At 63.1% G+C, this 24,946-nt stretch carries 18 protein-coding genes; 10 read left to right on the top strand and 8 right to left on the bottom strand.

All coding sequences use genetic code 11. From position 1 onward, the window contains the following. Positions 1-62: 62 nt before the first annotated feature. Both SC318_RS13980 and SC318_RS13985 read left to right on the top strand, forming a co-directional pair. On the top strand, positions 63-716 hold the full coding sequence (locus tag SC318_RS13980; RefSeq protein ID WP_320427243.1) for a helix-turn-helix transcriptional regulator: 654 nt from the start codon (positions 63-65) through the stop codon (positions 714-716). A gap of 37 nt (positions 717-753) precedes the next feature. Further along, positions 754-1,491 (top strand): nitroreductase family protein, encoded by a 738-nt coding sequence (locus SC318_RS13985; RefSeq protein ID WP_057722512.1) that lies wholly within the window; start codon positions 754-756, stop codon positions 1,489-1,491. On the opposite strand, the gene SC318_RS13990 is transcribed toward SC318_RS13985, so the two are convergent. From SC318_RS13990 to SC318_RS14010, 5 genes are all read right to left on the bottom strand, one after another. Next, entirely contained in the window at positions 1,458-2,900 is a 1,443-nt protein-coding gene (locus SC318_RS13990; protein WP_320427244.1) for an efflux transporter outer membrane subunit, read from the bottom strand. The two genes, SC318_RS13985 and SC318_RS13990, sit on opposite strands and share 34 nt — an antisense overlap. After that, complete coding sequence (locus SC318_RS13995; RefSeq protein WP_320427245.1) at positions 2,897-5,980, bottom strand: MexW/MexI family multidrug efflux RND transporter permease subunit; 3,084 nt, start codon at positions 5,978-5,980, stop codon at positions 2,897-2,899. Before SC318_RS13995 ends, SC318_RS13990 begins: the two co-directional genes overlap by 4 nt. A gap of 21 nt (positions 5,981-6,001) precedes the next feature. Then, the gene (locus SC318_RS14000) at positions 6,002-7,108 is read right to left on the bottom strand and encodes an efflux RND transporter periplasmic adaptor subunit (RefSeq protein ID WP_320427246.1); all 1,107 of its coding nucleotides are present in this window, start codon (positions 7,106-7,108) and stop codon (positions 6,002-6,004) included. Positions 7,109-7,144: 36 nt separating this feature from the next. Continuing rightward, positions 7,145-7,645: a DUF2165 family protein gene (locus SC318_RS14005; RefSeq protein WP_320427247.1), complete on the bottom strand. Its 501-nt coding sequence runs from the start codon at positions 7,643-7,645 to the stop codon at positions 7,145-7,147. A 305-nt stretch (positions 7,646-7,950) separates the two neighbouring features. Next, positions 7,951-9,372 (bottom strand): MFS transporter, encoded by a 1,422-nt coding sequence (locus SC318_RS14010; protein ID WP_320427248.1) that lies wholly within the window; start codon positions 9,370-9,372, stop codon positions 7,951-7,953. 278 nt (positions 9,373-9,650) lie between these two features. On the opposite strand from SC318_RS14010, the gene SC318_RS14015 reads away from it, so the two are divergent. Then, complete coding sequence (locus SC318_RS14015) at positions 9,651-10,427, top strand: hypothetical protein (RefSeq protein WP_320427249.1); 777 nt, start codon at positions 9,651-9,653, stop codon at positions 10,425-10,427. Positions 10,428-10,492: 65 nt separating this feature from the next. On the opposite strand, the gene SC318_RS14020 is transcribed toward SC318_RS14015, so the two are convergent. Continuing rightward, positions 10,493-12,301, bottom strand: coding sequence for an ABC transporter ATP-binding protein (locus SC318_RS14020; RefSeq protein ID WP_320427250.1), 1,809 nt, complete (start codon positions 12,299-12,301; stop codon positions 10,493-10,495). Between the two features lie 267 nt (positions 12,302-12,568). Between SC318_RS14020 and SC318_RS14025 the strand changes: the two genes are divergently transcribed. From SC318_RS14025 to SC318_RS14045, 5 genes are read left to right on the top strand one after another with little or no spacing between them, the layout of a single operon-like run. Beyond that, entirely contained in the window at positions 12,569-14,989 is a 2,421-nt protein-coding gene (locus tag SC318_RS14025) for a TonB-dependent receptor plug domain-containing protein (protein ID WP_320427251.1), read from the top strand. A 45-nt stretch (positions 14,990-15,034) separates the two neighbouring features. Next, the gene (locus SC318_RS14030; RefSeq protein ID WP_320431235.1) at positions 15,035-16,648 is read left to right on the top strand and encodes an ABC transporter substrate-binding protein; all 1,614 of its coding nucleotides are present in this window, start codon (positions 15,035-15,037) and stop codon (positions 16,646-16,648) included. After that, positions 16,645-17,595 (top strand): ABC transporter permease, encoded by a 951-nt coding sequence (locus tag SC318_RS14035; protein WP_320427252.1) that lies wholly within the window; start codon positions 16,645-16,647, stop codon positions 17,593-17,595. Before SC318_RS14030 ends, SC318_RS14035 begins: the two co-directional genes overlap by 4 nt. Before the next feature lie 3 nt (positions 17,596-17,598). Continuing rightward, on the top strand, positions 17,599-18,483 hold the full coding sequence (locus SC318_RS14040) for an ABC transporter permease (protein ID WP_320427253.1): 885 nt from the start codon (positions 17,599-17,601) through the stop codon (positions 18,481-18,483). After that, positions 18,480-20,099, top strand: a complete 1,620-nt coding sequence (locus SC318_RS14045; protein ID WP_320427254.1) for a dipeptide ABC transporter ATP-binding protein — start codon at positions 18,480-18,482, stop codon at positions 20,097-20,099. The genes SC318_RS14040 and SC318_RS14045 overlap by 4 nt, the downstream gene beginning before the upstream one ends. Before the next feature lie 4 nt (positions 20,100-20,103). Here SC318_RS14045 and SC318_RS14050 read toward each other — a convergent pair whose 3' ends face one another. After that, positions 20,104-20,667 (bottom strand): TetR/AcrR family transcriptional regulator, encoded by a 564-nt coding sequence (locus tag SC318_RS14050; RefSeq protein WP_320427255.1) that lies wholly within the window; start codon positions 20,665-20,667, stop codon positions 20,104-20,106. Between the two features lie 159 nt (positions 20,668-20,826). Then, complete coding sequence (locus SC318_RS14055; protein ID WP_320427256.1) at positions 20,827-21,528, bottom strand: glutathione S-transferase family protein; 702 nt, start codon at positions 21,526-21,528, stop codon at positions 20,827-20,829. Between the two features lie 565 nt (positions 21,529-22,093). Here SC318_RS14055 and SC318_RS14060 point away from each other — a divergent pair. Further along, a complete protein-coding gene (locus SC318_RS14060) occupies positions 22,094-23,344 on the top strand; it encodes a pectate lyase family protein (RefSeq protein ID WP_320427257.1) in 1,251 nt (416 codons plus the stop codon). Continuing rightward, complete coding sequence (locus tag SC318_RS14065) at positions 23,344-24,930, top strand: rhamnogalacturonan lyase B N-terminal domain-containing protein (protein WP_320427258.1); 1,587 nt, start codon at positions 23,344-23,346, stop codon at positions 24,928-24,930. The genes SC318_RS14060 and SC318_RS14065 overlap by 1 nt, the downstream gene beginning before the upstream one ends. The last annotated feature ends 16 nt before the right edge of the window (positions 24,931-24,946 follow it).

Genomic DNA, 24,946 nt, shown 5'->3' on the forward strand with positions numbered 1-24,946 from the left:
GATGGCGCCAAAGGCCGACGAACTCCAGTGATGCCCTCACTCCCCATGGTTACACGCGATTTATGACCTCCAAACCTGCCGACGATACCCAGCCATCCACCGCTGAACGCATCCTGTTTTTGCTCAAGACCCGTGGCCCGTTGAAAACCACCGAACTGGCTTCCCTGCTGGAAGTCACGTTTGAGGCAGCCCGGCAACAAATCCAGAAGTTGCAGGCATCGGAGTTGATCGTCGGCGTTTCTGCGCCCACTTCCGGGGCCGGCCGCCCTTCGTTGAAGTGGGCTCTGACGGACACTGCGCACAACAAATTCCCCGATTCCCACAGCGTGCTGACCCTGCACCTGATCGAATCCATCGAGGGTGTTTTCGGCAGTGACGGCATCGAGAAAATCATCACCAGCATGGAAGCGACCAATCGCCAGGAGTACGTCCAGGCGTGTTCGCAAGCTTCGTCCCTGGAAGAGAAAGTCGCCATCCTGGTGCGCATCCGCGAACTCGCCGGCTATATGGCGCATATGGAACCTGCGGGTGAAGGTTGGCTGCTGATCGAAAACCATTGCCCGATCTGTGCCGCCGCGCGCAAATGCCAGGGTTTCTGCCGCTCGGAGTTGCAGATATTTCGCGCAGCCATGGGCGACGACGCGCTTGTCGAACGTTGCGAACACCTGATCTCCGGCGACCGGCGTTGCGTCTATAACATCCAGCCGCGCGCCTGACCGCCCTCCACTCCAACCGCCCTAAAGGAATAAGGCCATGACCCCGACCATCGACTTGCTCGCCAGCCACCGCAGCGACCGCAGCTTCCAATCCACGCCCGTCAGCGACGAACACCTGGATGCCATCTTGCGGGCCGGCCACCTGGCACCGACGTCATTCAATGCCCAGCATATTTCCGTGGTGGTCGTGCGCGATGCAAACACCCGCCAGCGCATTGCGGCGGTCGCGGGCGGCCAACCCTGGATCGTGTCGGCGCCGGTGTTTATCACGCTGGTGGTGGACTTCCATAAGACCGCCGTCGGTGCCGCGCTCAATGGCCAGCAACAGCAGATCCAGCGGCACTTGGAAGGGCTGATCGCCGCCAGCACCGATGGCGGCATTATCCTCAGTACCCTGATGATCGCCGCGCGCTCATTGGGTCTGGGCGTGGTGCCGGTGGGCGGCATTCGCGCCAACGCCGAGGCGATGATCGAACTGCTCGGGCTGCCCGAGCAGACCTTCGCGCTGTGCGGCCTGGCCCTGGGTCATGTGCACGAGCCGGCGGCGCAGAAACCGCGCATGGGCATCGAGGCCTTCCGTCACGACGAGCGCTACAACCGTGCCGCGCTGGCACCGGCGATCAGTGCCTATGACCAGCACCTGATGCGCCATTGGCAGATCATTGGCCGTGCGGACGGCCAGTCCTGGTCAAGCACCGTGGGCCGCACATACGCACGCAACTACCGGCCCGACCTCAAGGCTCAATTGCTGGCCAATGGTTTGTCCGCTGATTGAGCCTGGGCCGCACCGCCACTGCCCCAGCCCAGCGCCTTGTATAGCGCGATGGCGTTGAGGTAGGACGCCGTCTCGGCATCGGCCACGTCCTTTTTGATCAGGAAAAACGCGCGCTGGTTTTCCAGCACCGCCATGTAGGTGCCCGAACCGCTGCGGTAGCGTTTGCTGGCGATGTCGATCGCCTGCTCGGCATGTGTGGCGGACGCCAGCAACGCGCCCAGGCGGGTCTGGTCCTGCGCCAGGCGCATCAGTGCATTTTCCACATCTTCCTGGGCCTTGAGCAGCGACTGTTGATAGCGCGCCAGGGCACCTTCGGCCTGGGCCTGGGAACCGCGCAGGCGTGCGCGCACGTTGCCCAGGCGAAACGCCGGCCAGTCCACCGACGGCGCCAACTCATAAGCGCGCGATGCGCTGCCCAGGTCGCCGCCGCGCAGGGCGAAGAAGCCAATGAAACCGCCCAGGTTCAGGCGTGGGTACAAGTCGGCGGTGGCGGCGCCGACGTCTTCGGTGCTGGCGGCCAGCAGGCGTTCGGCGCTGACCACATCCGGACGATTGCGGATCAACTGGTCGACATCGCCCAAGGGCAGTTGCCGGGCCAGGGGTGCAAGGAAATGCGCCTTGGCCAGGGCCTGCTGTTGACGCGGTGGCTGGCCGGTCAAAACGTCCAGGCGATAACCGGTTTCCTGGATCCGTGTCAGCAACGGTGGAATCGCCGCCTCGCTGAGCAGCAGGTTGGCATGGGCGTTTTGCTGATCCTCGAATTGGCCGCTGCCGGCGCGCACCTGAGCGCTGGTCAGCGTGAGCGTTTCGCGCCAGGCACTGACCTGGGCCTGGGCCACCTCCAGGCTGCGGCTCAAGCCTTGCTGCTCGTAGTAATAACGCGCCACGTCGGCAGCGATGCTCAACTGCATCAGCGCGAGGTCCGCCTGCGCCGCCTGCGAGCGTGCCATGGCCGATGCCGTCAGGCGCTGCAACCGCCCGAACACATCAATCTCCCACTGCACATCAAAGCCGGCGCGATAGGTCTGTGACAGCATCCGCTCCGGTGGCCCACCGTCGAACGGCAACTGCTGCTCCAGGCTGCGGCCATAGGCGGTACGGGCAGTGACGCCGGGATACTGGTCGAGCCGGCGATCATCAAACACCGCGCGGGAAGCCAGCAGGTTGGCCTGCGCCTGACGGATGTCATGGTTATGCGCCAGCGCCGTGTCGATCAGGCGGTCGAGCTCGGCGTCGTCAAAAAACGACCACCACTGGGCCTGCACCGGCGCCTGTTGGGCAAACAAGGCCTTTTGTGCAGTGACCAGGCTGATCGGTGGGGTCGTGGGCTTTTCGTAATGCGGCCCGACCATGCAGCCGTTGAGCAGCGTCAGCGCCAGCACGGTGGTGACAGTTTTGCCGGGCTTCATGGTTCGCTCCTCAGGGTTTGCGCCAGGGACTGGGCCCGTGGGGTGGAGGCCGCCACCGAATGCTTGCGCGCCAGCAGGGTGTAGACCGTCGGCAGCACGAACAGGGTGAAGCAGGTACCGATCAGCATGCCCGATACAATCACCACCCCCAGACCGTAGCGGCTGTTGGCCCCGGCCCCCGAGGCGAACAGCAACGGTATCAGGCCGACCACCATGGCCGCCGTCGTCATCAGGATCGGCCGTAGACGAATCTGCGCGGCCTTGCGTATCGCCTCAGAACGGTCGAGGTGTTCCTGGGCCTGCAGGGCGTTGGCGAACTCGACCATCAGGATGCCGTGCTTGCTGATCAGCCCGATCAGGGTCACCAGGCCAATCTGGGTGTAGATATTGATCGTGGCGTAGCCCAGCGCCAGGGGAATCAGCGCGCCGCTGATGGACAGCGGCACGGTGATCAGGATGATCAGCGGGTCCATCAGGCTTTCGTACTGCGCCGCGAGTACCAGGTAGATCACGATCACCGCCGCCAGGAACGCCAGCAGCAGCGCATTGCCTTCCTGGGTGTATTGCCGCGCATCGGATTGCCAGTCGTAGCTGAACCCCACGGGCAATTCGGCGGTGACGCCTTCCAGGAATGCCACGGCGTCGCCCAGAGTGACCCCGGCCGCCGGCACCCCCTGGAAGGTCGCGGCGTTCTGCTGGTTGAACTGGGTCAGCTTGTTGGGTTCGACGTGCTCGGACACCTGGATCACCGTCGACAGCGGAATCAGTGTGCCGTCTTCCGTGCGCACATACTGACGAGTCAGGGCTTCGGGCGTCAGTCGCTCACTGCCCGGGCTCTGGGCAATCACGTCATAGGAGCGGCCATCCAGGCCAAAGCGGTTGAGGTAGTTTTCCCCCACCAGCACCGCCAACGATTCTGCGATGTCCTGCATGCGGATCCCCAGGCTGTTGGCCTTGGCCCGGTCCACCCGCACCTGTACTACCGGGTTGTTGTAGTCCAGGTCACTGTCGACCACGGCGAACAACCCACTGTCGCGGGCCTTCTGCTTGATCTGCTCCATGGTTTCGTACAGCACGCGGTAATCCTGGGAGCTGCGCAGCACCAGTTGCACCGGCAGGCCACCGGTGGAGCCCGGCAAGGCCGGCAGCTGGAAGGCAAAGATGCTGGTGCCTTCCACGTCGTTGGTGGCCGCTTGCAGGTCGACCTGGATCTGCGCGGCGGTGCGCTCGCGCTCGCCCCACAGCGTCAGGTTGATGCCGCCAATGCTCGAGGCGATACCGTCGCTGCCATTGATGATCCAGGTGCTGACGGTTTCCGGCAGCCGCCCGTAAACCTCATTCAGCTTGGCGGAAAAGCGCTCGACGTATTCCAGGTTCGCATGTTGCGGCGCCTTGATCGCAGTGAGCAGCCCCGCCTGGTCCTCGGTGGGCGCCAGTTCCCGCTGCGGCAACTGGTACAGCCACGGCAGGCTGATCATCACCAGCAAGGCAAACAGCCCGCTGAGCCAGCGATGGCGCAGTGACAGGTCCAGCACCTTGGCATAACGCAGTGCCAGACCGTCAAAGACGCGGTTGGCCAGGTGTGCCATGCGCCCTTCCGATTGCTTGGACTGCAGCAGGAACGAACTCATGACCGGCGACAACGTCAGCGCCACCACGCCGGACACGATCACCGCGCCGGCCAGGGTCAGGGCGAACTCACGAAACAACGCTCCCGTGAGGCCGCCCATCATGCCGATAGGCGCATACACCGCCGCCAGGGTAATGGTCATGGCGATCACCGGACCCGCCACTTCCCGCGCACCGACCAGAGCGGCGGCCACCGGGGTCTTGCCCTCCTCGATATGCCGGTGCACGTTCTCCACCACCACAATCGCATCGTCCACCACCAGCCCCACGGCCAGCACCATCGCCAACAGCGTCAACAGGTTGAGACTGAAACCGAACGCCAGCATCAGCGCCGCGGCGCCCAGCATCGACAAGGGGATGGTCACCACCGGAATCAGTACCGTGCGCAACGACCCCAGGCACAGGTAGATGACAATCACCACGATCAGCAAGGCCTCGAGCAGGGTCTTCATCACCTCGTCGATGGAGGTCTGGATAAAGCGCGCGGTTTCAAACGCCAGCTCGGCCTTGACGTCCGGCGGCAGGGTCTTGCGCACGTCCGGCAGGAGTTTCTTGATGCCGTCGACGATCACCAGCGGGTTGCCGCCGGGTGTCGGAAACAGCCCCAGGTGCACGGCCGAAACGCCGTCCATGGTGGCGCTGGTTTCGCTGGACGCCGCGCCCAGCTCCACGGTGCCGACATCCTTCAGGCGCACCAGGCCGTTGCCATCGTTGCGCAGCACCAAATCGCGAAATTCATTGACGTTGGTCAGGTCGGTATTGACCCGCAGGTTAGCGACCACAAACAGGCCTTTGACCTTGCCCGGCGCCGCCTGGTAGTTGTTGCGGCGCACCGCGTCGGCCACATCGGCGGCGGTCAGGCCGCGAGCGGCCAGCCGTGCGGGGTCGATCCACAGGCGCATCGCCAGGGTTTGCCCGCCGAACACCTGGACCTTGGCCACGCCCTCGATGGTGCTCATCACGGGCTCCACCACCCGGGCCAGGTAATCGGTCAAGGCCGGGGTCGACAGGGTCGGGCTGGAGAACCCGATATAGGCCACCGCCGTCGACTCGCCGGACGAGCGCTCGATCACCGGGTCATAGGCCTGCTCCGGCAGCCGGAAACGCACCTGGTTGACCTTGGCCATGACTTCCGTGAGCGCTTGGGTCGAGTCACGGTTGAGCTCCATGCGCACCGTGACCACGCTGCGCCCCTGCACCGACGAACTCGACAGGTAATCCACGCCTTCCACCGACGACACCGCCTGGGCAATCGGTTGCGTGACGAAACCCTGCATCAGGTCTGACGAAGCGCCGGGGTATTCGGTGGTCACGGTGATGGTGGAGCTTTCCAGCATCGGGTACTGGCGAATCGGCAGCTGCAGCAAGGACATGACCCCCAGCAGCAGGATCAGAATACTGACGACGAGCGCAAGCACCGGCCGCCGAACGAAAATATCGGTGAAAGTCATGAGCGTTCTCTGGACGAAGAATCAGATGCCCGTCACAGGCGGTTTGGCCGCCGGCAGGACCAGGGTGTCATCGGTCGGCTGCACCGCCATGCCGTCACTGAGCTTGAGTTGCCCGGAAGTCACCACCTGATCACCCTCTTGCAGGCCTTCCTGAATCTGGACCCAACCGTCCTGGCGCTGGCCGATTTTCACCGCCACCCGCTTGACCACCAGCGCGGTGCCCTTATCCGGGCGAGCGAGAAAAACGGTATCGCCATAGGCGGTATAGGCCACCGCCGTTTCCGGCACGGTCAGGACCTCGGCCACTTCGGTATCGGCCACTTTGACACTGGCGTACATGCCAGGCTTGAGGTGGGCCTGCGATCTGTCCAGGGTGGCCTGCACCTGCACCGTACGCGAGCGGCCGATCATCGGGTCAACGGCACTGATCCGCGCCTTGAACACCCGGTCAGGGTAGGCGTCGATCAGCACGCCCACGGTTTGCCCGACGGTCAGACGGCGGCTGAGCTGCTCATCCAGGGAAAAATTGACATAGAGCACCTGGGTGTTGACCAGACTGACGATGCGGTCGCCGACATTGAGGTACTGCCCTTCGTTGACCTGGCGGATGCCGAGCACTCCGGCGAAGGGTGCGCGGATAGTCTTCTGGGCAATCAGTGCCTGGACTTTTTTCAACTCGCCCTGAGCCATTTCATCGGCGGCCCGGGCGTTGTCGAGCTGTTCCTGGGTCGCCGCGTTTTCCCTGACCAGCCCGGTCACCCGCTTGCGAATGATCTCGGCATTGCGCACCTGGGCCTGCAGCCGCAGCTGCTCGGCCTGCTCCGGGGCATCGTTGAGTTTGACCAGCACCTCGCCAGCCTTGACCTGACGGCCCGACTCGAAGTTGATCAAGGTGACCCGCCCGCCGACCTCGGCGCAAACCTGCACCTGGGAAGCCGCTTCCAGCTCACCGACGCCGGCGAAATACACATTGGCCGGGCGTAATTGCACCGCCCCCAGCGCGACCTTGGTCAACGCGCCGGCCGGGGCATCGGCAGGCTGGGCCTGGGATGGCGCGCGCGACATCATCACCACCGCAATGACCGCCACCGGAATCAACACCAGGCTGGTTATCTTCTTCTTGTTCATGGACGTCCTTATCACGATGAGTGTGTTACGCGCGGCTCACAGCCAGCTGTGGTTGAACAGGAAGAAGGCCAGCACTGCCCAGATCGACAGCACCAGGTGAGTCAATTGCAAACCCTCCTGGCGAATCCAGTAGCCGAACCACAAGCCCCCCAGCAGCATGGCGAAGACAAACGTCGAAAACGCGCTGAGGGCGAGGTTGAGCCAGGGCCGTGCCGACACCAGGCCGTCGCCGAGGATCAGCTGATAGCTGCCGGTCCAGGCCGCCAGCGCCGCGACCAATTGCAGGGCCAGCACTATCAGCAGGGCCAGTTGGTGCAAACGCGGTGAGCGTACGGCCCGCACCAATAGGGGAATCTCGATGGCAGGGCTCTGGCGCAACGGCTCCATGGCCATGGTCGCGCCCACCGCGCCTACCGAGCTGCGAAACGCTTGCCAGTTGTTAAGCACCGCGATGCTCAGCCACAGGCTCACGCCAACGGCCTGTACGGCCAGGAACACCGACATCGAGTGACCCAATACCCACGCCTCCATCGTCATACAAACCTCCCTATCTGCCTAAAGGTAAAGCCAGCCCCAGGTATATACACAAGACATTACTTGGATAATACAGCGCAGGCGTTTTAATACAAGATTTAACTTTCTACGGGAGATGGTTCAGGAAGGCTGCAAACCCTGTCTGGCAAGTGCTCGCCGGGATACCTGGCGCCCTGGAGGGGTTACCCGCGAAAGACTGTCACACTGTCCTGGCGGCGAGGGTGTGTGGTTGGAAGGCCTATGCGAAAGTGCCGGTAGCGTCGAGGCCTCATTGTCGAATATTCAGCCGATCTCTGCGCGAAGCACCGTCAAGCCGGGCCAAACGTCGGTTGCTCGGTCTTGCTTCGAATCACCGGCCTGACCGTGACAAAGATCAGCATCGACAGCGCGGCGTATACACCAAACAGCCAGGCCGCAGCACTGGACGCGCCGGCAACCCCACCGGGCGAAGAGAACCCGCTCAGGTTTACGATCATGCCGGCCAATGCCGCGCCGATGGCCGTGGCGATCAATTGGACAGTGGTGATCGACGCACCCGCCAATTCCTTTTCGTCCTCGGACACGCTCTCCAGTACGCGAGTCAGCAAATGCGGCCACGCCAGGCCAATCCCGAGGCCAATCACCAGCATCCCGACGCACACACCTGCCACGTTGATGATCGAAGGCCCCGAGCGCGGCACGAAGATAAACGCCACGATGAGCCCTGCGACGATGCAGAACGGTGCGATGCCAATGGCGCGGGTCGCTGAATCGGGCTTCAACCCAGAACTGTACAGCGCGCCCAACGTCCAGCCTGCCGCCATCAGCGCGCTGATGTAACCGGCCAGCAGCGGTGGCTGAAGATGCAGTGTTTGCAGAAAATACGGCACGAAAACTTCGCTGGTCATGCCTATCACCATCAGGCTCATGGAGCAATACAGCGGCAGCAATGCATTGCGGGCCGTCATCGCGCCCTTGGGCAACAACCGCAAGGTTGCACGCACTTCCACCTGGTAGACGAAATACAGAAGCAACAGACCGACCGCCAGGCCCAGGACGCTATACAGCGCATCCGGTTTGATACTGCCTACCGAAATCGCCAGCACCACGCCACTCAATAGCACCAGCTGCGCCATCGGAACGGCGACATGTCGAGGTGCCTCGATGCTTTTCTTCGGTAGCAGCGACCATGCCAACACCATGAACAACGCAGTGACCGGAATGAGTGCCAGAAAGGCTGCGCGCCAAGCGTCGTACTCCGCGAAAATGCCGCCCACCGCCGGCCCGATCAGCGTTGCCGCCCCCCACATGCCAGAGATCAATGCCATCGCCCGCGGCCACAATGGCTCGGCAAATACCAGGCGGATCATGGCGTAGGGCAGCGCGAACAATAGCCCCCCGCCCAGCCCTTGAATCGTCCGGCCGAGAATCATGACCGCCATGTTCGGCGACAGGCTGCACACCGCGCAGCCGATGGCGAAGATCACTCCTGCCCAGACATAGGCAGCCCGGGGTCCCAATCCTGCCAGGCACTTGGTCGACAGCACGGAGCCGATGATCGAGGCCACCACGAACAACGTGGTGTTCCAGGCGTAATAGTCGAGGCCGCCGATGTCGGCGACCACTGAAGGCAGAATCGTTGTCACCAGGTAGACATTGATCGCGTGAAGCGCAACGCCGCCTGCCAATGCCGCGGAGCGCAATCCGTTTTTCCCGAGGAGCAATGCTGACCAACCTGTCGAAGATGTCATCCTGATACACCCAGTCTGATTAACGTCAGCTCAGTCTATTTCAAAAGATAATACTTGCGTAATTGTTTGCCCTCTATCTGACCCCTGCAGTGCTGTCGGCAACGGGGACTCGCCTACACAGGATAGCCACCGGCCCTCTGAGCCACACGGGCGCCTGCAACTCGTCGGCCCAATCGCAAAACGCTGAAACCTCGACTACTGTCTATATGTACAGCTTAAGGGGTAGTGAGTTACTTCGCCCCAAGCTCAAGCACGCTCTTTACTTAAGGATGAGTGACATGAACGACGATTTGAAGCAGTCAGGCTCCACCACCACCGCCCAAGCCACGGTTTCCATGGAACAGATCAAAACCGGTCGAGTCCTTGATTTCACCTGGGCGCCCAACGCCAACACCACGACCACCATCGTCTCGGCGGACTTTGTCGATTACAAGGTCGATACCTCACAAGGCAGCCCGACGGGCGGCAGTCACTCGATAGCGCGGTTCACCTATGTCCAGGGCAGAGGCGGTGCCCAGATCGATACGCTGTTTCTTGAAGAGATGCGTGCAGGTGTACGTGCCAACACCCGGATCGGGCTGATGGTGGGACGCAAATGGGTGATGGACTCCAACGCAGAGGTGTCCGGCAGCATCGGCACCTACGTTGTGGAGCAGTTCGATGACATGCGCGCCAGTGTCAATTATGTCGGCGCCTTCGCCCGTGTCTTCGCCGACCCCAGGATGGTCAGCTATCACGCCGGTGGCCATGTGCACACCAACGCCTCGATCACTGCCGGCAGACCTTTGACCATGGCCGATTCAGGCAAGTCGATTCTGGTCATCAGCAACACTGACGTCACGTTGACTATCGATGACGATGTGACCGAGGGGTTCAAGGCCACACTGATCCAGGCGGCTGCCGGCAGGATCAACATCGTCGCCTCCGGCGGCCACACGCTCTACAGCAATGCCGGGCGCCGAACAGCCACAGTCGCGCCGCTGGATGAGCTGGAGCTCAGCACCTTTCCGGGCGGTCCGGTATTCCTGGCCTTCCGCGTAAGGCCTGCCGCCTGAAGCAGTGCAGTCTGAAGCGGTACCTCGGAGGTATCGTCGGGCCGGATTGGACGGGCGCTCGGGACCTAGCGATACCCGCGCGCCTGAACATCGAACAACTCGGCATAGCGCCCACCTTCCGCCATCAACTGGTGATGGCTGCCCTCCTCCAGGATTCGCCCGCCGTCCAGCACGATAATGTGGTCGGCATTGCGCACGCTGGAGAATCGATGGGAAATCAACAATGTCATGCGGCCCTTGGCGTGTTCGCGAAAGTGCTCGAACACCGCCGCCTCGGCGCCGGCGTCCAGCGCTGCCGTCGGCTCGTCAAGAATCAGCAGATCCGCCTCCTGGCGCATATACGCGCGGGACAACGCGACTTTCTGCCATTGCCCACCCGACAACTCCTGGCCACCAAGCCAGCGCCCCAACTGTGTGCCGTAGGTCCTGCTCAAACGCTCGATGAATTCGGCGGCCACCCCCTGGGTTGCGGCAGTGCGCCAGCGCGCCTCGTCGTTCAGCGCATCGACGTCACCCACGCCAAGGTTCTCGCCGACGGTCATCTGGTAGCGGATGTAATCCTGGAAAATCACCCCAATGCGCTGGCGCAGTGTCTGTTCATCCCAGTCTTGCAAGTCGCTGCCATCCAGCAGAATGCGCCCCTCGTGCGGGGTATACAGGCGCGTGAGCAGTTTGATCAGGCTGGTTTTGCCCGAGCCATTCTCGCCCACCAGGGCCAGGCTTTGCCCCGGCGCCAGGTGCAGATTGATGTCAGTCAATGCCGGCCGCTCGGCGCCGGGGTAAGTGAACCCCACGTGCTCGCAGCGCAGGCCGTCGCCAGGACGCGCGCCCTGGGTAAGCCGGCCACTCGCCACCACCACAGGGGTTAGCAGGTACTCATACAGGTCCGACAGAAACAAGCTGTCGTCATACAGGCCGGCAATCGCGCTGAGGCTGGCGGTGATCGCGCTTTGCCCCTGCTTGAACAGCACGATGTACATGGTCATCTGTCCCAGGCTGGTCTGGCCGCGCACGGTGTCCAGCACCACCCAGGCGTACGCCACATAAAACGCCGCGGTGCCCAGCAGGCCCAGGGCAAAGCCCCAGGCATCCCGGCGCACCGTCAACTGGCGGTCTTCGGTGTACAAGCGCCGGGCGTTGTCGCGGTAGCGCTTGATGAACAGCGGCGCCAGGCCGAACAGCTTGACCTCTTTGGCATGGGTCTCGTGGGACAGCAGCGATTCCAGGTAATTCTGCTGACGGGTCTCGGGCGCGCGCCGGTGGAACAGGCGAAACGCATTGCCCGAGAAATGCGTCTCGGCGAAGAACACCGGTAAGGCGCCGACCACCAGAATCACCAGTGCCCACGGCGAAAAGTGCACTAACAGCACGGCAAAGCTGATCAGCGAGATCAGGTTCTGAACCAGCCCCAGGCCCTTGGTGACCAGGCTCAGCGGCCGTGTGGACGCGCCCTGGCGCACGCGCACCAGCTTGTCGTGGAACTCGGCGTCTTCAAATTGCAGGAGTGAGAGGGTCTGGGCTTTCTCCAGAATCATCAGGTTGACCTTCACCCCCAACTGCACCCGCAGCAACGATTGCTGCATGGACAACGCGCGCTGGGCGGCGGCCAGCAGCGCCAACACGCCCGCCTCGGCCAGCACGTACTGCATCACGGGCCACACGGGCGCCTGGCTGCCGGCTGCATGGATCTGCATCGCGTGCACCACGCCATCGACAATACGCTGGCCGATCCAGGCAGCCAGCGCAGGCAACAGACCGGCAACGATGGTGGCCAGCAGCAGGCCTATGAATAAGGGACGCGACGTCCCCCACACCAGCTTCAGTGCCCTGCGCGCCTGGATGGAAAACGCGCTCAATCGATTCAACAGCACCATGAATGGCATGGACTCCGTGTGGGGGCTGGGGTGAGACGGGGGATTATGACAGGCGATGACGTTGTGCACATCCGACGGCGAGGCGCCACGCCGCTTCCGCCAGATAATAAAAATAGATGATCTTATTAACCCGAAAGATGATTTTATCTAATAATTAGCTTATTCCAAAAAAGACTTTCCCCGCAGTTTTTTATAGAGATATCTTCACTTCACAGACCGACCCCATGCCTGGCGGAGGACGTACTCCCGACATGGATCTCTCTTGATATGCCAGATATTTCTCTCCCCGCCCCGCTGAAAAAATTCCACCTGTCGCTGTTGACCAGCTCGCTGCTGCTGGCGGCGGTGCCCGCGGGCGCCGAGGACGCCAAGCTCGGCACGGTAACGGTGATTTCCACCGGTTTGCGCGGCCAGGAGCGCACCGTCGCCGACAGCCCGGCCCCCATTGATGTGATCAACAGCGAGCAGTTGCTCAAGACCGGCCGCGCCGAGTTGTCCGAGGCGATCGCCAAGCTGCTGCCCTCCTTCAACTTCGGCACCAATATCGCCGGCTACAACTCGGTGACCCGCCCGCTGAGCAACCGCAGCCTCGGCCCGGCCTACACCCTGGTGCTGGTCAACGGCAAACGGCGCCACAACGGCGCCACCGGCCAGCGCGGCTCGATCGACAACAGCGGCGCAAATGCCGTGGACATCGACCTGATCCCGGTCAGCTCGGTCGACCATATCGAAGTACTCAAGGACAGCGCCGCCGCCCAGTACGGTTCGGATGCGGTGGCTGGGGTGATCAATATCATCCTCAAGTCCGCCAACAACGGCGGGCACCTGGAGACCAGCTATGGCCAGTTGTATTCCGGCCAGGGCGAAACCATCAAGGTCGCCGGCGACCAGGGTTTCAAGCTCGGCGATGGTGGCTTCTTCCACCTCTCGGCCGATGCGCGCAAACGCGGCGAAGCCTCCTGGAACGACAAGGCCGACAGCAGCGTACGCGCCTTCAACGATCCGGCCAAGGAAGCGGCCTGGGATCGCGTGGCCATCAAGAACGGCGACCCCGACCTCAAGGCCTTCAACCTCGCCTACAACGCCGAGTTGCCGCTGGAAGCGCTGACCCTTTATTCGTTCTCCACCTACGGCGAGCGCGACGCCGAAGCGGCCAACTATTTCCGTCTGCCCACCGGCCGCGCGGCGGTGCCCGAGGTGTTCCCCGACGGCTACTACCCGCTGAACAACATCAAGGACCGCGACTACCAGTTGCTGTTTGGCGGCAAGGGCCAAGTGGCCGAGTGGAACTGGGACCTGAGCACCACTTACGGGCGCAACAATGTGCACCACTCCAGCGACCTGAATATCAACCCGTCGCTGGGCACCGCCTCGCCGACCACATTCGACAACCTGGCGACCTTCCGCTTCGAGCAATGGGTCAACAACCTCGACTTCACCCGCCGTTACGACAGCCTGTTCAACCTCACGCCGCCGGTGCAGGTGTCGGCGGGCCTGGAGCATCGCTGGGAGCATTTCAGCACCTTCGCCGGCGACCCCGAGGCCTACATCACCGGCACCTACCCGGCGGCATCGGGCGCACAGGCGGCCGTGACCATTCGCCCCGAAGATGAGGTCAGCCTGATCCGCAACAACTACGCCGGCTACCTGGACCTGGGCTTTGACCTCACCGAGCGCTGGTTCCTCGATGTGGCCGGGCGGGTCGAACATTACGACGATGATTCGGGCAACACCTTCGGCCTCAAGGTGAACTCGCGCTACGAGCTGACCGACAGCGTGGCGGTGCGCGGCACCGTCGGCACTGGTTTCCGTGCGCCGTCGCTGACCCAGATCGGCTACACCGTGGCGGACAACCGCGTGGCCACCGACGTCAACGGCAACGTGGTTCCGGCCGTCACCCGCCTGACCCCGTCGGGCAGCAACCTGGCCAAGGCGCTGGGTGGCGATGACCTGAAACCGGAGAAGTCGCGCAACCTCGGCCTGGGCCTCACCTGGCAACCGGCGCCGCGCACCAGCATCACCGCCGACGCCTACCTGATCGACATCGACGACCGCATCGCCCTGACGAGCAATATCTATGACCAGGGCAATGGCGCAGTCAACGCGATCCTCGCCGCCCAGGGCGTGCCCACCGGCACCTGGGTCAACTATTACACCAACGCCTTCGACACCCGCACCCGTGGCCTGGATGTGGTCGCCGACCACACCACGCCGCTGGATGCCTGGGGCGACGTGCGCTGGAGCCTGGGCTTTAACTGGAACAAGACCACCATCGAAGGCACCCGCGACACCCCGGCCGCACTGAACGGTTCCGGCGTGACCCTGGTGGGCCGCGACCGCGAGGGTGACCTCACGCAGGCGTCGCCCAAGACCAAGTGGATCCTCGGCGCGAACTGGAAGGTCCGGGACCTCGCGGTCAACCTGCAAACCGCCCGCTACGGCGCGGTCAAGACCCTGGCGGTCAACCCCACCGGGGATCGCAGCTTCGGCGCCAAATGGATCACCGACCTCGACGTCAGCTACACCTTCGTCGACAGCATCACCGTCAGCATCGGCGGCACCAACATCTTCGACGTGCGCCCCGACCGGCACGCCGTCTACAGCAACCTGGGCCTGGCGCCTTACGGCAACCCGCCGTTCTATCCGGGCGGCGGCTACTGGTACACCAAGCTGGCCTACGACTTCTGATTCACATCGCCAAACGAGGGCACCCCATTGAACACCTCCAACTTGATGAGCCGTCTGCTGGCCCCCTGCGCCCTGGCAATCAGCCTGGCCGCCTGCTCCCCTTCGGGTGACCAGGCGCAAGCGAACAAAACCCTGAACATTGCCTTTTTTGGCGACAACACCACCCTGGTCAGCGTCGACCCGTTCCAGGTCTACTGGCTGGAACACCGCGTGCTGCTGCGCAATGTCGCCGAGTCGCTCACCGACCAGGACCCGGCCACTGGCAAGATCATCCCCTGGCTGGCCAAGCGCTGGGAGATCAGTGACGACGCGCTGACCTACACCTTTCACCTGCGCGACAACGTGACGTTCAGCAACGGCGAGCGCTTCGACGCGAAAGCGGTGAAAACCGCGTTCGACAGCGACAAGGCCCTGGCCACCGAGCTGCCGGCGACCTTCGGCGCCACCTATCTGGCCGGTTATGACCACGCCGAAGTGGTCGACGACTTCACCATCAAGCTGGTACTGGCCAAACCCAACGCGGGTTTTTTACAAGCCACCTCAACCACCAACCTGGCAATCCTCGCGCCCGCGTCCTATGCACTCACGGTCAAGGAGCGCTCACTGGGCAAGATCATCGGCACCGGGCCGTTCGTGCTGGCCAGCTATACCCCGGAAGTCGGCGCGCACCTGACCAAGCGCAAGGGTTACGCGTGGCCCTCGGCGAATATGAAGAACCCGGGTGAGGCACACCTGGACGCCGTCGACATCAGCTACATCCCAGAAGAGAGCGTGCGCAACGGCCTGTTTCTGCAGGGCAAGGCCGACATCCTGTGGCCACGCAACCCGTTTTCGGAAGTCGACCTGAAGCTGTTCCAGTCCAAGGGCGCGACCATCCAGAGCCGCTCGCTGCCGGGCCCGGCGCTGAACCTGTACCCCAACACCCGTGGCGAACGCATCCTCGCCGATCAACGCGTGCGCCTGGCCGTGCAGAAGTCCATAGACCGCAAGAGCTACGCCAGCACCGTGTATAACGCCGAGTTCCCGGTGGTGGACGGCATCTTCGACGTGACCACGCCTTACTTCAAAAGCCAGGGCAGCAAGCTCGGCTACGACCCGGCAGCTGCCGAAAAACTGTTGGACCAAGCCGGCTGGGCCAAGGGCGCGGACGGTTACCGCAGCAAAAACGGCAAGCGCCTGAGCCTGAGCTACAACATCAGCCCGGCCGAAACCGCGGGTGACGTGCTGATCCAGGACCAACTGCGCAAGGTTGGCATCGAGTTGAAACTCAGCGTGGTGACCCGCGCCGAATGGGTAGCCAACAACTCCGCCGGCAACTACGACCTGACTATCAACTACATGACCCGCGCCGACCCGATCATCCTGCAAACCATTCTCGACCCGCGCAGCGCCAACAGCTCCACCGTGGCCACTCATACCTACGAACCGGCCACCCTGGAAAAAGCCAAGGGCTTGTTCGATGCCGGCATCACCGCCACCCAAGGCGCACAACGTGCCGCCGCCTATGGCGACCTGCAGGACCTGCTGATCGACGAAAGCTCGGCGTTCCCGGTGTACGAGCGCGTGTGGCAGGCGGCAACGTCGCCCAAGGTGAAGAACTTTCGCTGGACCGCGGAGGGCTTCGCGCTGCTGGGTGATATCGAGATCGGCACGCCATGAGCCGCTACCTCATCGGCCGCATCGGCCAGGCCCTGCTGGTGCTGTGGGGGGCCTATAGCATCACCTACTTCATCCTCTATCTGCTGCCGGGCGACACGCTGTCGATCATGCTCAGCGCCTCGGGCATGGAGGCCGATTCATTGTCGGTGGCCGACCTGGCCAAGGCGCGGGCCTATTACGGCCTGGACAAGGGTCTGTTCGAGCAGTATGTCGACCTGCTGCTGGGCGCCTTGCATGGCGACTTCGGCCAGTCCCTGTCGCTGAACCGACCGGTCGCCGAGCTGCTTGCCGAGCGCCTGCCGCAAACCCTGTCCCTGGCCGGCCTGGCGATTGTGTTGTCGCTGGTCGGCGGCATCGGCCTGGCCTACCTGACCGCTTATATTCGCTGGCAACCGCTGAAAAAAGTCCTGGCGCGCCTGCCTTCCCTGGGGTTTTCGGTGCCGGTGTTCTGGATGGGCCTGCTGCTGATCCAGGTGTTTGCCTTCGGCCTCGGCTGGTTCCCCGCCACCGGCAGCCGGGGCTTTGAAAGCCTGGTACTGCCGGCGATCACCCTGGCGATTCCCAGCGCGGCGGTGTATGCCCAAGTGCTGCAGCGCAGCTTCCAGGGCGTGTGGCAGGAGTCGTATATCGTCACTGCCTACGCCAAGGGCCTGAGCCGCGCCCAGGTGCAGGCGCGCCACGGGTTTCGCAACGCGGCGCTGCCCATTCTCACGCTGATCGGCCTGCAGGTGGGCAACACGGTGTCCGGTGCGGTGCTGGTGGAAACCATCTTTGCCCGCTCCGGTATCGGCCGCCTGGCCCAGGAGGCCGTGCTGCGCCAGGACATCCCGGTGGTGCTGGCGATTGTCGCGGTGTCGGCGGCAGCTTTTGTGCTGGTCAACCTGTTGGTGGACTTGCTGTACCCGTGGCTCGACCCGCGCATCGCCCACACGCCAAAGGTGTCCTAGACCATGACTATCCTTGAACAAAACCTCGGCCTTACGACTCCACTCTGGCAACGCCGCACCCGCCGACAACGTGCCACGGCGGCGGTCATGCCCTTGCTGCGGCGACCGGGCTTCAGCCTGGCGGTGTTGATGGTGTTGTTTTCATTGCTGGCCGCCGTGGCGCCGCACTGGTTGACCAGCTTCGACCCCTATGCCACCGCACCTGCGGTCAAGCTCACCGCGCCGAACCTGAGCCACTGGTTCGGCACCGACGAGCTGGGCCGCGACCTTTACACCCGGGTGGTCTACGGCTCCAGCCTGTCGGTGCTGGCGGCCTTCCTGGCGGTGGGGATCGCGTTGTTGGGCGGGCTCGGGCTGGGCATTCTGTCCGGTTTTGCCGGTGGGCGTATCGATGCGGTGATCATGCGGTTTGTCGACGTGTTGCTCGCCCTGCCCGGCTTGCTGCTGGCCCTGGCGATTGTCACGGCCATCGGCTTCGGCACGGTGCCGGTGGCGATCGCCGTGGGCGTCGGGATTATTCCCGGATTCGCCCGCACCACCCGCGCCGAAGTGCTGCGGGTCAAGACATTGCCGTACGTGGAAGCCGCACGCCTGGGCGGCGCCAGCTGGGGCCGCACCTTGCTGCGGCACATCCTGCCCAACGCCTGGGGCCCGGTGGCGGTACTGGCGACCCTGGATTTCGGTGCAGCCATCCTCGCCACCGCCGGCCTGAGTTTTCTCGGTTTCGGCGCCGCGCCTCCAGCCGCCGAATGGGGCACGTTGATCGCCAACGGTCGGCACTTTCTGATCACCGCCCCCTGGGTGTCGTTGCTGCCCGGCCTGTTCCTGGTCGCGGTGGTGTTCAGCCTCAACCACATTGCCCGCACGTTCGAGGAGGTTCAGCGATGAATGCCTTAGTGGATGTTCGCCAGCTTAGTGTCAGCTATCGGCACGGCAACCTGGCGGTAAACCAGCTGTCATTGACCATCGCCCAGGGCGAGACGCTGGCGATTGTCGGCGAGTCCGGCTCGGGTAAATCCACCCTGGCCAACGCCATTCTCGGCCTGTTGCCGGGCAGCGCAATCATCAGCGCCGGCGAGCTGTGGGTGGGCGGCAACAACCTCACCCACGCCGGCGAACGCCAGAGACGCGGCCTGCGCGGGCGCACCATCGGCCTGGTGCCCCAGGACCCGATGGTCAGCCTCAACCCGACCCTGCGCATTGGCCAGCAGATTGGCGAGGCGCTGATCCTGGCCAAGGGCAAGCGCTACCCCGGCGTCGATGCGGATACCGTCGAGCTGCTGCAACAGGTCGGTATCGACAAGCCGGTACTGCGCGCGCGCCAGTACCCGCATGAACTCTCCGGGGGCATGCGCCAGCGCGTGCTGATCGCCATCGCCCTGGCCGGCAACCCACGCTTGATCATTGCCGACGAGCCGACCAGCGCCCTCGACGTCACCGTGCAGCGCAAGATCCTCGACCACCTGCAACGGCTGGTCAGTGAGCGCGGGATTTCGTTGCTGATCATCACCCATGACCTTGGCGTGGCGCTGGATCGCGCCGACCGCGTCCTGGTGATGCAACAGGGGCAAGTGGTGGAGCAAGGGGTGCCACGGCAGATTCTCGGCGCGCCGCAGCATGACTACACCCGCGCCTTGATCGCTGCCGCGCCGGCGTTCGCCAAGCGCCGCCAGCCACTGGCCCGACCGGACCCGACGCAGCCGCCGATCCTGCACCTGCAAAACGTTGGCAAGACGTTCGCGCTGCCCAAGGTCAAGGGCGAAGACGCGACCTTTGTGGCGCTGGAGGACGTGAGCCTGCAGGTCTACCCCGGGCAGACCCTGGCGATTGTCGGCGAGTCCGGCTCCGGCAAAAGCACCGCGCTGCGCATCGCCCTCGGCCTGGAAAAACCCAGCCGCGGGCGGGTGTGGTTCGAGCAACGGGACGTCACCGACCTCAGCTGGCGCGACTTCCGCCCGCTGCGCCAGCGCCTGCAACTGGTGCAACAAAACCCGTTTGCGGCGCTGGACCCACGCTTCACCGTGTTCGACAGCATCGTCGAACCGCTGGTGTCGTTCGGCGTGCTCAAGGGCGCCGCCCTGGAACAGGCCGCGCGCGAGCTGATCAGTCGCGTGCATTTACCGGTCAGTTTCCTCGACCGCCTGCCGCGCGAGCTTTCCGGCGGCCAGTGCCAACGGGTCGCCATCGCCCGCGCCCTGGCGCTGAAACCGGATCTATTGCTACTGGATGAACCGGTCAGCGCCCTCGACGTGTCCGTGCAGGCGCACATCCTCGAACTGCTGCAAGAGCTGCAACGGGACATGGGTATCGCCTACGTGCTGGTGTCCCACGACTTGTCGGTGGTCGCCAACTTCGCCCATGAGGTGCTGGTGTTGCGCAAGGGCCGGGTGATCGAACAGGGCTCGGTGGAGCGCATCTTCAACCGCCCGACCAGCGAATACACCCGTGAGCTGATTAACGCCATCCCTGGCCAGCACGCTACCGCGAGCGCCGCCTGCGGATGAGCCCTTACGCAGTCAGGGGCCCGGACACGCGGTAGGCGTCTATCAAGGTATCGAAAAGCGCGATGTCCGAGCGGCTTCTGGCGATGAGTTGAGCGCCGGCGACGGCTGCAAATATGGCGCGTGCCCGCGCTTGAGCGTCTTGCGGTTTGCACACCTCGGCGGCCGTAAGAAGCTTGGTTATCCAGGCGATATTCACGTCAGCAAACATCTGGATTTCCGTGGTCATTTCGCTTGGCAGTTTGTCAGTTTCGGCGCCCACGAAGCTGGCGAGGCAAAGGCGATTATCGGCTTCAAGGGATCGACGAAAAATCTCGGGAAAGCGACGCAGGGCGTCTAGCGGGTTCGGGTCTTCTTCGCAGATCGTTTCGAGTGCGGCCGCGCCATCTTGCCAATAGCGCTTGGCGACCGCCACGCCCAGATCGGCTTTGCTGGGGAAGTGATAGTAGATGCTCGCCGCTTTGATGCCGACAGCTTGGGCAAGGTCGCGAAAATTCAGGCCGTTGTAGCCCTGCGACTGGGCGATCTTGGTGGCGGCCAACAGGATGGCTTCTCGGGCGTTGGTGTTCATTGTGATGCCTTTCGTCCTGAGGACGATGTCTCGAAAAATGTGGCGCCATGCTATCTCAAAAGCCTACCTTTGGTTAGGTAGATGTCAGCGTTCAACGGGTGTCCGTCAGGAACGCCATGTGGCGGCGATCCCAACGGTTGCCCACAACCCACCCAACCCTTATTCGGCCGGCGAATCCAGTTCAGGAATGCCACTGTTGCGATCGGCGTAGGCAGCCTGGAAGCCAGGGCGTTTCTGCCAGCGCTTCCAGTAGGCGTCCAGAAACTCGAAACGCTCATCCAGCGGGGTGGCGTTGACCGGGAACTTGGAAAACGCGATGGCGGTGGCCAGGGTTATGTCGGAAAAGGTCGGAGCATCGCCGCCCAGCAACCATTCACGGCCGTCAGACAGATGACGGTTGACCAGCGCCGCATGGGCCAAGGCTTCCTTGCGGCAGTGCTCGCCCCAGGCCTCGTTCTTGGTCAGTTCGAGCTTGAACCCGAGCCCGGTGTGCAGCACGTGAAACGCGGTGACGATGCGGTACAGGATGTGCACCCAGACCCGGTTGTCCCACATGTTATCCAGCCCTTGCTCCAGCGCGCTCTCGCCCATGATCTTGCGACCGGGATAGGTCTGGTCGAGGTAGCGGACAATGGCGGCCGTCTCGGAAATGAAGCTTCCATCTTCCAGTTGCAGCGTGGGCGTCTCGCCCCACGGATTCATGTTCAGGTGACGCCAGCCACGCTGCTCGCCACCCGGGGACATGTCATAAACGGTTTCGTCGAACAGATCGGCGATGCCCTTTTCGTGCATGAACAGGCGCAGGCGCTGTGGGTTAGGGAAGGCCGAAGGCGAAGTGAAAAGCTGGAGTTTAGTGGTCATGGTCGATCCTGAGTGGGGCTGGCTGATTACCTAACTAACGTTAGGTATCTGAACAATAGCGAGCGAACTGGCTAGCGTCAAGCCCCTACCTAACATTTGTTAGGCTCTTGATTGCCACGGTTTGCATTGAAGTGCTGAAAGGCTGCGGTTACAGCGTCTGGGTTTCGCGGGCCGTTTCATATGTTGAATCGGGAGATGTCGAGCAAAGCCCTATTCAGCTCGCTCCACAACCACTGTAATCGGGCCAGGTCTGTCAAATATCGACACATCGCCCTCGACCTTTCCAAGTATCACGACCCAGGCTGGGGAACGCGACCGCTGCGGTAACGTCAAGCTGCGTGTTGCGCAACGCGTCATGGCCGTTGGCGTTTGCGAACACGCCCATGAAACCGCGGACGGCCGACTCGCACGTCCAGTCGCGCACGCTCTCAACTGAACCTGACCTGAAGCAACTCGGGATCGGGACCCAAACCGTTTGATAAATACCGCTGCGTATTCAAATCATAGCCTGCCTCATTAACCAGCCAGGCCGGGTTTTCTGCGCCTGTACTAGAACGTTCAGGAGATGCATTTGAAGCCCAGCACTTGCCTTGTGCGCTGCCTGTCTGCGTCCATACTCTGCGCGGCGCTGATATCACCCCTGTGTGCATGGGCCGATAATCGTCCCGTGGGCTTTGCCAAGGGGGTCACCGGGGGCGGCAACGCCACGGTCGTGCACCCTGCGACGCCCGATGAACTCAAAACGGCCCTGTGTGCGACCTACGACCGCCGCGGTCAGTGCACGGATGAGACGCCGCGCGTCATTGCCCTGGACCGCACATTCGATTTTCGCGGTTCGGTTATCTCGAACGGCAGCGCCCAGGTCACAGAGGCCGGCTGCATGGCCAATGCCTGCCCCAAGGGCGGTGGGCAATGGGCGATCGATGGCGCCAATCATTTTTGCCAGTCCAGACCACCGGCCACCGTGACCTATGACAAGGCCGGGTTACAGCGCCTGAAGATCGGGTCGAACAAGACGCTGATAGGCCTGGGCAATCACGCCGGTATCCAGGGCATGGGCCTGTTCGTCGGCGGCGGCGCGCACAATGTGATTGTGCGTAACCTGACCCTGTCTGACATCAACCCGCGCGTGGTCTGGGGCGGCGATGCGCTCACGCTGGACAATGCCGACGGCGTTTGGATCGACCATGACACGTTCGTACGTATCGGCCGGCAGATGGTCGTCACCGGTTGGGGCAGCGCGACGCACGTGACGCTGTCCAACAATGAGTTCGATGGCCGTACGCCCTACTCCGCCACCTGTGATGGGCATCATTACTGGGTGTGGTTGTTTCTGGGGCATCACGACACCCTGACACTGGTCGGCAACTACGTGCATGACACCTCGGGACGCGCGCCTCATTCCGGTGGCATGGGTGATGCCGATGTTCGCGCACAACTGGTCAACAACCTGTTCGCGCACCTCTCCTACCAGGGCGCGATCATGTCGCGTACCGCCACCTCACACTTGCTGGTGGAGGGCAACGCTTTCGAGGATGTGTCCCATCCCCTGTTCAACGACACTCGGCAACCCGGCACGGCCTTCGCGCCCTTCGCACAAGCGGCTGGGGACGCCTGCCGGGGCGTGATCGGCAGGCCTTGTGTGGCCAATCAGCAACACCTGAGCGGCGATGATTACCGGCCCCAGGACGTACCGGCGCTGGCGGCGTTCAGTGCATCCCGTGAATACCTCATCACGCCGAAGCCTGCTGAAATTGCGCTGGCCCAAGTGCCCGCAAACGCAGGAGCAGGCCACCTTAACGCGGGGAAAAACTGATGCGACGTACAGTGCTGATGGTGTTGTGTGGCATGGCGGTTGTCGCTCAGGTGCATGCCGCCAGTTTCGGGGCTACGCGCACAGGTACCCGGATCGTTGTCGATACCGGCGCCGATCTGGTCTTCAGCGTGGATACCCGCAACGGTGACCTGGTGTCCATGCGCTTTCACGGCCACGAGCTGCAGACCACCGAGCCCAAAGCCTCGCACATTGCTTCCGGCCTGGGCACCGCGCAAGTGGAGGCCCGCACGGTGGGCGACGTCATCGTGATCAGCGCACGGGCAGGTGATTTGATCCAGTACTACCTCGCCGATAAAGGCCGCAACGCCATCTACATGGCCACCTACGCCCCGACCTTGCTGCCGGTGGGCGAACTGCGTTTTGTCGCACGACTCAACGTCAGCATGCTGCCAAAGGCTGACCATGGCACCGACTCCAATGTCGGCACTGCGATCGAAGGCAAGGATGTATTCCTGCTGCCGGATGGGCGCACCAGTTCCAAGTTCTACTCGGCACAACCGATGATCGATGACCCCATGCACGGCGTTAAGGGCCCGGGCGTCGCGGTGTACATGCTGATGGGCAATCGCGAACACAGTTCCGGCGGGCCGTTTTTCAAGGATATCGCCACCCAAAAGACCGCCGTCACCCATGAGCTGTACAACTACATGTTCTCCAACCACACCCAGACCGAGCCCTACCGAGGCGGCCTGCACGGGGTGTATGGGCTGCTGTTTACCGACGGTGAAGCGCCGTCCGAAGCCTTGACCAACCTGGCTTTCGTCAACAACAGCCTGGGGCTCGCGGGCTATTTGGACAGTGCCGGACGCGGCGCGGTAACAGGGCGCGTTTACGGGGTGGCCCCCAGCCTGCCCGCCGTGGTGAGCCTGAGCAATACCAGCGCCGAGTACTGGGCACCTGTCGATGGCAACGGTCGGTTTCAACTGACGGCTGTACGTCCAGGGCAGTACCGAATGACGCTTTATCAGCGTGAGCTGGAAGTGGCGCAAAGCACTGTACAGGTGAAGGCTGGCAGCACCGCGCAAACAACCCTGCAGGCGCGGCCGCCGACAGGTCAGGTGAAATGGCAAATCGGCGTGCCCGATGGCACCCCGATGGGTTTTCGCAACGCCGGGCTGCTGTCATCGGCCCATCCAAGCGATACACGAATGGCGCCATGGGCCCCCGCCACCTACACCGTCGGCAGCAGCCACCTCGACGCGTTTCCCGCGGCGCAATGGCGCGACATCAACAGCCCTACCCGGATCGAGTTCGTCCTGGCCGCCAACGAGGTGCATGACTGTCACCTGCGTGTGTTCCTCTCGCTGGCTCAAGCCGGCGGCCGCCCACAGGTAAGCGTCAACCAGCACTGGACCGCGCCCGTGCCCCCCGCCTCCAACCAACCCAACAGCCGCGGTATCACCCGAGGCACTTATCGGGGCAATAACACCGTGTTCGAGGTGAGCATTCCGGCCAGCGCGTTACGGCCGGGCACGAATACGCTGGAGATCGGCGTTGCATCGGGCCAAGCCGGCAGCGGCTTCCTGAGCCCTGGTTTTGTGTTTGATAGCGTGCAGTTGAGGTAGACCCTGTCTGTATTTC

Origin of the sequence: Pseudomonas sp. MUP55 (assembly GCF_034043515.1) — a bacterium.
GTDB lineage: Bacteria > Pseudomonadota > Gammaproteobacteria > Pseudomonadales > Pseudomonadaceae > Aquipseudomonas.